Annotated in this window: 6 protein-coding genes; all 6 read left to right on the top strand. The window is 39.0% G+C overall.

All coding sequences use genetic code 11. The features are described 5' to 3' along the window. On the top strand, positions 1–344 hold a 344-nt coding region (locus Q8907_08230), incomplete at its 5' end, for a glycoside hydrolase family 28 protein (protein ID MDP4274250.1). A gap of 240 nt (positions 345–584) precedes the next feature. Beyond that, positions 585–1424: a rhamnogalacturonan acetylesterase gene (locus Q8907_08235; protein ID MDP4274251.1), complete on the top strand. Its 840-nt coding sequence runs from the start codon at positions 585–587 to the stop codon at positions 1422–1424. Positions 1425–1518: 94 nt separating this feature from the next. Beyond that, entirely contained in the window at positions 1519–3723 is a 2205-nt protein-coding gene (locus Q8907_08240; protein MDP4274252.1) for a glycosyl hydrolase, read from the top strand. A 108-nt stretch (positions 3724–3831) separates the two neighbouring features. Then, positions 3832–4578, top strand: a complete 747-nt coding sequence (locus Q8907_08245; GenBank protein MDP4274253.1) for a hypothetical protein — start codon at positions 3832–3834, stop codon at positions 4576–4578. A gap of 71 nt (positions 4579–4649) precedes the next feature. Further along, positions 4650–6587 (top strand): glycosyltransferase, encoded by a 1938-nt coding sequence (locus Q8907_08250; GenBank protein MDP4274254.1) that lies wholly within the window; start codon positions 4650–4652, stop codon positions 6585–6587. Positions 6588–6727: 140 nt separating this feature from the next. Further along, on the top strand, positions 6728–9610 hold the full coding sequence (locus Q8907_08255) for a tetratricopeptide repeat protein (protein ID MDP4274255.1): 2883 nt from the start codon (positions 6728–6730) through the stop codon (positions 9608–9610). The last annotated feature ends 18 nt before the right edge of the window (positions 9611–9628 follow it).

Raw genomic sequence — 9628 nt, forward strand, 5'->3', positions numbered from 1 at the left:
ATCAGGGTGGAGGTACTGTTGATCAGGCTTCTGTTATTCCGCCCGAGAAAGCCGATGCTTATCCTGAACCGGGCATGTTTGGGACTATGCCGGCTTACGGCTTTTCTATCCGTCATGTAAAAAATATTGAGCTGAACAATGTTGAGGTAAAATGCCTGAAAGATGACCTGAGGCCGGCTTTCTGGCTGAATGATGTGGACGGGGCCGGATTTCAGAATGTTAAAGTTCAGAGAACCGGCAGTTCTCCGGTTTTTAAATTGAAGGATGTCGAAAATTTTTATACTCATCAGGTAAGAAATATTCCTGATGTCATTGTTGAAAAGACAAATTCCAGGGAATTATAAACTTTAAAATCGAAAACTTTTCAAAAAGATTAAAATTCAGTTAATTAACATTAAAGTAATGAAACTATACTTTCCTTTGCTATAATATTTGATGCAATCGTTTGCTTTTCGTTCATTTGTTTTATTCTTTTGGTTATGAAAGGATAAACTACAATTGAGTGAAAAAACAGAACTGTTCAAAAATTGTTCCCTGGGAGTAAAATGAAAAATTGATTACTTTTCTTTTTAATGACAAAGAAAATGATTGATAATTTATTACAAATAATGATGAAAACATACAATAGAAAAATTAAGGGAAAATCTATTTCGTGGATGTTTGTCGTTGTATTATTCAGCGCTGCTGCTTATTCCCTGGCATGGATCACCGTTCGGAAGCCTGCCTTATTTATTATTGGTGATTCTACTGTCAGAAATGGCGATGGAAGGGGTAATAATGGTTTGTGGGGCTGGGGGGATTGCATTGCCCCTTTATTTGATACGGCCAAAATTCATATTGAAAATCATGCCCGCGGGGGAAGAAGCAGCCGGACTTATATCACGGAAGGGCTTTGGGAGCAGGTGGTTTCTCAAATCAAGCCTGGTGATTATTTGATCATGCAGTTTGGACACAACGACGGTGGTTCCATGGATACAGGACGTGCCCGTGCATCGCTTCCAGGAAATGGTGAAGAAACGAAGTCAATTATCATAAAAGCTTCCGGAAAACCTGAAGTTGTGCATACTTATGGCTGGTATATACGCAAATATATTGCCGATGCAAGAGCAAAAGGGGCAGAAGTAATTGTATGTTCGCCTATTCCAAGAAATATCTGGAAGGATGGCAAGGTAGCCAGGGCCACCAACGATTACACCAAATGGGCAAGGGAAGCTGCGCATTCCGGCGGAGCCTTTTTTATTGACCTGAATGAGATTTCTTCCGGACACTTTGAAGAAATCGGGCAGGAGACCATTAAAACACAGTATTTCCTTAAAGACCATACCCACACCACATTGGTCGGAGCAAAGTTGAATGCAGTTTCTGTGGTCGAAGGCCTTAGAAAAATTCATGGTTGTTCATTGAACAAGTATTTGAAAAATTGATATTTGTAAATATATCGATATGTTATGAGTTGCAAAAATCCCTATTTCCCGGTAGGGGCTACCTTATTGATTATTTATGAAAATTTCAAATAACATGAAAAGATTGATTTGTGGGTTATTCCTCTTGTTCAGCTTTTATTCCGCGATGTTGGCTCAGCAAAGCTGGCAAAAAATGTCTTTTCCTTCCCTGGCGGAAGTTGCCAGGCATTTCCAGTCACCTCCTCCGGAAAACGGCATGGTTTTGTGGTGGGGCTGGGATGGGCCGGTTAATGAAGATGTAATTGTCCGGGACCTTGATTTTATCAAATCCAGAGGCTTTTCTTGTGTAATGATTGAGGCAGGTTACGGCATGAATGATCCTTATCTTTCTCCGGGCTGGTTTAACCTGATCAGGATTGCTGTGAAGCAGGCAAAAGAAAGGCAAATGCGGGTTTGGGTTGAAGATGAGGGAAAGTACCCAAGCGGTTTTGCCGGCGGAAAATTTAGTGCTGAGCGCCCCGACCTGAGGATGCAGGGCTTGATTATCGGTGAGCGGATTAATGTATCTGCCGGCCAGACAATAATCCGCAGTATTCAATCTTCTACTGTGAGCGCAGTTGCCGTAAACAGTGATAATGACAGCATCCTGGTTGTTGATATTCATTCGGGTCAAATCAATTGGACGGCACCTGAAGGCCATTGGCAGATTTTACTGGCCAACCATGAATATAAAACTTCTGCAACCAGGTCGGTCAATAATCCGGCCAGGGGAAAGGACACCAGTGCTTCACTTTTTGATTATCTTAATCCTGATGCCACTCGTCAGTTTATCACATGGACTCATGAACAATATAAAAAATATCTGGGAGATGAATTTGGTAAAACTTTCATGGGACTTATGGGCGATGAGCCTGATTTTGCCTATACACCCTGGACTCCTAAAATTGCTGATGAATTTATAAAAAGAAAAGGATATGATGTGCGTCCTTACCTGGCTGCTTTTTTTGAACCTTATCAAAGCGAAAAGATAAGGCGCATCAAAGCCGATTACTGGGATGTGTGGTCGCAAATGTTCAGTGATAACTTTTTCAGCGTTCAGGCTGCATGGTGTGCCCAAAATAAATTGGAATATATTGTTCATCTGAACCATGAAGAACTGGGCTTGGAGCTTGTAAAATCTGAAGGGGATTATTTCAGGGATATGCGTCATGTCGGGGTTCCGGGAGTGGATGCTATCTGGAGCCAGATCTGGATGGACCACGAAGCTGATTATCCTAAACTTGCTTCTTCCGCTGCCCATCTTTTTGGCCGTCCCCGTGCTTTTACTGAAAGCTTTGCTGCTTATACTTATCATCCTTCTGTAGCCCAGGCCAAATGGGTTGTTGATTATCAGCTTGTTAGAGGAATAAACTTGGTACAGGTTATGTTTATGCAAGCTTCTTCAGGAAGGATGAACCTGTCGATATCTCAGACAAATTTATCTTCTGCAAATATTGTTCTGAAAAAAGGTGATGCAGATTCTTTGTCTTTTAAAAAACTCCGGCAAAAAGGCAGTTTTTTCACCACCGATAGTTTTATTTCTGTTGCAGGCTATGTGAACCGTGCAACTTATTTATTGTCATCAGGAAAACCGGCAGCCCGCATAGCTGTTTATTTTCCTACTAGCAGTATGTGGCTTGGCGACCGCAAATCCAACGAAAGCACTCTGGTCCTGGTACAGCAACTGTTAGAACATCAGCGGGATTTCGATTTTATTGACGAGCAGGCGCTCTCGTTTTTCACGACTGTCAAGGATGGAGAGTTGATAAACCTTAGTGGACAGGGGTATCGTACTGTTATTATTCCGCCTTTAAGCGTTATCTCTGAGGAAGCTGTTGCAAAGCTTAAATTATTTGCGCAGGCAGGAGGGAAGGTGGTTTTTCTTGGGCATATACCCGAATTATTGGCAGGAAAAACTTTCGTTCATGCTGCCAATTTTGAGAAACCGGAATGGCCCATCATTTTACCTTCAACTGAACTTACCCCGGCTTTACTATCTGAGCTGCCTCAGCCCGATTTTTCGCCCGTTTCTGTTTGTCCTTCTGTGAAATATCTCCACCGGCGCTGGAAAGATGCGGATCTTTATTTCTTTTTTAATGAAAGTGACAAAGAAATCTCGACTGAAGCAAATTTGTCGGCGGATGGCCCATTGCAGGATTGGAATGCCACTAGCGGCAAAATTGACATGATTCCTTTTGATCGTTATGGAAACCATAGTGCCCGTTTCCATTTGAAATTAGGCCCCTGGGAAACCAAATTCGTTGTGGCTGCCATGAAATGATGTAACTTCAAGTTACTTCAGCGCTGGTCCCGGGAAAAGATGGCTGTAAATCTTGCAGGGCTTTAAATTTTATAATAATTTTATACAGGTATCCAATATGGAATTGAAATGAAAACAGAAACCTGGCATAAAATAATCTGGCTTACTATTTTTAGCATAGCCATGGGATTTCTTGAATGTGCAGTAGTAGTATATCTCAGGGCATTGCTTTACCCCGGAGGCTTTCATTTCCCTTTGGTTATTACAATATCTCCCCAAATTGCCAAAACTGAATTTTTGCGCGAATTTGCCACTCTGTTGATGCTCTTGGGAGTTGGTTATTTAACAGGCAGGAATTTCGCCGAAAGGTTTGCCGGTTTCATATTTGGTTTTGCTGTCTGGGATATTTTTTATTATATCTTCCTTAAACTTATGCTTAACTGGCCCGATTCATTTTTTACCTGGGATATTCTTTTCCTTATTCCTGTAAGCTGGATAGGGCCTGTGCTTGCACCTGTCATTCTTTCCTGCACAATGATTCTGCTGGCCTGGTCAATCATGTATTTTTCTGACAAGTTAGTTGAGGTTAGAATCAATTATGCAGAATGGCTTTTATTTGCAGTGGGTTCTGTAATTGTAATTATTAGCTTTACTTATGATTTTGTGTTTTTTTTACTTCAGCATTATTCCATATCAGATATGATGACATTAGCCAATACCCAGGCTTTATATAAGCTTGCCAGCAGGTATGTACCTGTTTCTTTTAACTGGTGCTTATTCTTTTCTGGCGATGTATTTCTATGGGTTGCCGTTTACCTTTTTGTTAAAAGGAACAGAAAGCTGGAATTGAAAGACGGAATTTTCAGGAGAGATTAGGAAAGTCATCTCCTTTTTTGTCATTTTTGAAAAAAAATTGAAAGCAGTGAGAAAATTAGTGTGTTAAAGTGATGAAACTATCCATTGTTATTGTCAACTATAATGTTAGATCTTTTCTGGAGCAGTGTCTGTTCTCGGTACAAAAGGCGATGAACCAGATTGCTGCAGAAATTTTTGTGGTGGACAATAATTCTGTAGATGGATCCTGTGCAATGGTAGATCGTAAATTCCCATCTGTTCATCTTATCCGTAATAAGTCCAACAAAGGATTTGCTTATGCAAATAATCAGGCAATCAGGCAGGCAAGCGGTGATTATATCCTGTTGCTCAACCCGGATACAGTTGTCCAGGAGGATTGCTTCCAGAAATGTATTGCTTTTATGGATTCTCATCCTGAGGCAGGTGCTTTAGGCGTGAAAATGATTAATGGCAGGGGTGAATTTTTGCCCGAGTCGAAGCGGTCTTTGCCAAAGCCTTCCGTGGCATTCTATAAAATTTTCGGACTTTCAAAATTATTTCCCAACTCCAAAATATTCGGACGTTATCATCTGGGTTATCTGGATAAAAATCATGTGCAGGAAGTGGAAATTCTACCGGGTGCTTTCATGTTTCTCCGCAAACAGGCTCTCGAAAAGGTTGGTTTGCTCGACGAAGACTTTTTTATGTATGGCGAAGATATAGACTTGTCTTATAGAATCCTCAAAGGAGGCTACAAAAATTATTATTTTCCTGAAACGGCAATTATTCATTACAAGGGAGAAAGTACACGCAAAGGAAGTCTTAACTATGTGTTGGTTTTCTACAAGGCTATGCTTATTTTCACTCAAAAACATTTTTCACGGAAAAACAGGCAATTCCTTTCTTTGCTTATTAACATCGCTGTTTTTTTCAGGGCAGCTTTAGCCATTTTAAGCAGGATTATGATAAAAATAGGAATCCCTTTACTGGATGCTTTTATCATTTTTATCGGGATGTTTGGAATTAAGATATTTTGGGAGAATTATGAATTTGGTGCACCTTATTATTCCAATAGTTACCTGTTTTATGTTATTCCTTCTTATTGTATTGTCTGGGTAACCTCTGTTTTTTTTGCCGGAGGATATGATCCTCATGGTAGTTTAAAAGAAGTTGTAAAAGGATTATTAAGCGGGACAATCATCATATTGGTAATTTATGCATTATTGCCTTTGTCATTGAGGTTTTCAAGGATGATGATATTGTTTGGCACCTGCTGGGCTTTGATTTCACTGCCTCTCACACATTTGCTTCTGGCTATTTTACATGTTAATAATCATGAAAACGGATTAAACCGTAAGAAAAAATTGGTCATTGTAGGTTCGATCAGTGAGGGTGAAAGGGTTGAAGCTATACTGAATCAAAGCAATGTACAGCACGAATTATGCGGTTTCGTTTCTCCGGCTGAACCTGCATTTAATTATTTGGGATCCTTGGAACAATTGAAGGATATTGTGATTGTTCATAAGGTCAGTGAAATTATTTTTTGTGCCAAGGATGTTAAAACTCAGGATATAGTCAGAATAATGCTCAGGCTTTCTGATTTGAATCCTGCATATAAAATTGCTGCTCCTGAAAGTTATGCCATCATTGGAAGCAATTCATCTGATTTATCTGGAGAAATTTATGATGTTAATTTTAATTCCATAGGAACCCAACAAAACAGGAGGAAGAAGAGACTTTTTGATTTAGTCCTTTCATTATTATTAATTTTTGTTAGTCCATTAATGATTGTTTTTATTAAACACCCATTTAAATTTTGCCATGATCTGTTTTCGGTCATTTGGGGATTGTTTTCGTGGGTGGGGTATAGTGAGGGTGAGGATATTTCCGATTTACCGGTTATAAGGAAAGGAATATTTTCACCATCCGTTTTTAATCCTCCTATGTCCGATTTACTTTATGCCAAAAATTATTTGGTGGCGAATGATCTAAAAATATGCATATTAAGTATTTTACAGTCAGGACGCAAATTTTTTCTCAGAAGGAACTAAGGGTTGGTTGAAGAAAAACCATTGTTTACAATAAAAAATTTTCTATTCGTCAAATTTTGCAGATTCCCAGTTAGATAAAAAAATTTACCGTAGATTTTCTTGTTAATTTAGGAGCATGATTAGAAAACCACAAAAGAATCATGATGATTAAAAGAAAGAAATTTTTCATTCAGGTATATTTTTTAGGGCTTTTATTATTCATGAATTTCTCTGTTTTTGCCCAGCTCAGTAAGGTAGAACCGAGAAAAATGTTTATGGAAGCAGAGTCCTATATGCTGTTTGAAGAATATCCCGATGCTTTGTCCTTATATGTTCGACTAAGCAATCTTTATCCTGAGAACAACAATTATAACTATAAAATAGGTCTTTGTTATCTCAATCTGCCTACTGAAAAAGCCAAAGCTGTCCCTTATCTCGAAAAAGCAATCAGAAGTACTAATCCTGCTTTTAAAGAGGGTAATTTTAAGGAAACCAAAGCTCCCCTGGAGGCCTATTATTACCTGGGAGTTGCTTACCGGATTAATAATCAGCTTTCAAAAGCTATTGCTGCATTTAAAAAGTTTCAGAAAATATCCAATGCCAAGGTATATGATGAGGTGTTGGTATCTGACGAAATCAGGGCTTGCGAAACGGCCATGGAGCTCAGGAAAAAACCAGTCTATTTCCTGGAAACAAACCTGGGAAATATGATCAATACCCGTTTCTCTGAAACCAACGCAGTGGTTTCTGGCGATGAATCCGTACTTGTGTTTTCAAGACATTTACAGTTTTATGACGCTATTTTCTGTTCCAGAAAGGTGAACGGAGAGTGGTCTGATCCGGTTAATCTTGTCCCTGAACTTGGAGTTGATGATAAATGTTATCCTACAGGTTTGTCTTATGATGGAACTGAGTTATATATTTATCGTTTAGATGACTATAAAGGGAATATTTATGTTTCCACTTATTCCAATGGCCGTTGGTCAAAGCTGGTCAAACTTAACGAAAACATCAATACAAAATATTGGGAATCACATGCCAGCCTTTCTAAGGATGGGAAATCACTTTATTTTACCAGTAATCGCAAGGGAGGATATGGAGGATTGGATATTTATGTTTCTCACCGTACTAAAAAATACGACTGGGGTCCGCCCACCAATCTGGGGCCTGTCATTAACAGTGCTTATAACGAAGATTCTCCGTTTATTTCGGAAGACAATAAAACGCTATATTTCTGTTCCTATGGCCATGACAATATGGGCGGATATGATATTTTCTACTCAAATTGGATCAATGGTCAGTGGACTACGCCCGTAAATATGGGTTATCCGATTAATACCACGGATGACGACCTGTTTTTTATGCCTGTAAAAAATGGAATTTACGCCTATTATTCCAAATACTCCGGAAAGGGTTATGGACTCAAGGATATTTATCGTCTGGAGATATTTTCTGACAGGCATCCCCGTAAGATAAAAATCAGGGGGCTGGTTAGCCTGGCAGATAAATCGGCTGTTGCCGGGAAAAATATTGTGATCCGGATTATCGACCTGCAGACTCATGATACGGTAGGACTGTTAAGTCCGGATACCGGTGGGGATTATGATTTTTCGGCTATACCCGGTAATTATGATGTGCAAATATCCGGGGATGGTATTCAGGGCTTGCAACAGAAACTGGTTGTGCCTAAAAATATTACAGAACCTGAACTTAAAATCAGTTCTGTCCTGTCTCCTTCTGAAAAGACTGCTGAAAAAATATCTGTTTCTGCCCTTCCTTCTGTTAAGATTACCCCGCTTGAACTTCCGTTGAAATCTTATGATTTTACCGGCAAGGGGCCTTTTAAAATTGATCTTAAACTTAAGAAAAATTCGAAGTTAGTGATTGACACTTATGCGGATTCCGTATTGATCAACTCTCAAACTTTTGATATCAAAAAGAATAGATTTACATACCAGTTTATGCCTTTGGAAGGTAAAAGCACATTGAAACTGAAATTAACTGATGAAGATGGGAATATACAGTTGGGGGAAATTACAGTTAATTACAAACCCGAAAAGACTGAAGTAAAAACGATTTCCACCGCACCTGCTTCAGGGAATATGAATACGCTGGTAAATGCACTTGTCCCTTATGCAAAGGGCGGATTGAAGGAGGTTTTGCAAAAGTTAGATTTGAAGATGGAAAATATTAACAATGAAGCAGCTTTAATTCAATATTTAAAGAAAGGAGCCGAATCTGGGCATTATTCAGAACAGGATATTCTGAATATGTTGACAGCTTATTCAGCAAATTTATCCTTGCATGAGTTCCTTAATCAGTTGGTTATTCATTCACATGGTTCTTTGCATAACTTTCTTATAACCATTCATCCTGAGGCTTTACATCTTACAAATCCGGAGCAACTTATTCATTATCTGAAAATCAATGCTGCTTCACACGGATATTCTTATGATGATTTGATATCGCTTCTCTCTGAAATTGCCTCGCAGGGATTTTCGAATGTTAGCGATTTCAGAAATGCATTGGCAAAGGTTTCTTCGCCCAACCTGAAAGCTTATCTTTTATCCCTTCCGCTTGGCCCTGAAAATATAAAAACTGTTCAACAGCTTATTAAAAACTTGCTGGATCATATCCCAGAGAAGGGATTTACCCGGGATGACCTTATTTCGGCTTTGCAAAAACTGGCAATGCAGAATGTCATTAATTCATATAGAATTAAAATGGCCAGACTTTCTTCCGGACAATTATCAGAAGCTTTAAAAAATCTGGATTTAAGCAAAGAAAATATTTTTCAATTTACGGATTTGATCAAATGGCTTGATCAAAATGCAGGTAAATTATACAGCCGGGATGATTTAATGGAAACCTTGCTTAAGCTGGCTAATTTTGAGAAAACTAACCAACAGGCTGTCCATTCCTCAGGAGCAACCCAAGGAACAAAATCTTCAATGCCTTACGCTGTGGGTATAGGAGGATTGTTTATCCTTTTGCTTATTTTAATCGCCTTATGGAGAAAAAAACGGAAAGATAAAAAAGCCTAATTTACTATAACCCAAAGC

This window comes from Bacteroidota bacterium (assembly GCA_030706565.1).
GTDB lineage: Bacteria > Bacteroidota > Bacteroidia > Bacteroidales > JAUZOH01 > JAUZOH01.

Coding starts and splice junctions, on each gene's coding strand:
- Q8907_08235 (MDP4274251.1), top strand. CDS start 585: ATGATTGATAATTTATTACAAATAATGATGAAAACATACAATAGAAAA.
- Q8907_08240 (MDP4274252.1), top strand. CDS start 1,519: ATGAAAAGATTGATTTGTGGGTTATTCCTCTTGTTCAGCTTTTATTCC.
- Q8907_08245 (MDP4274253.1), top strand. CDS start 3,832: ATGAAAACAGAAACCTGGCATAAAATAATCTGGCTTACTATTTTTAGC.
- Q8907_08250 (MDP4274254.1), top strand. CDS start 4,650: ATGAAACTATCCATTGTTATTGTCAACTATAATGTTAGATCTTTTCTG.
- Q8907_08255 (MDP4274255.1), top strand. CDS start 6,728: ATGATGATTAAAAGAAAGAAATTTTTCATTCAGGTATATTTTTTAGGG.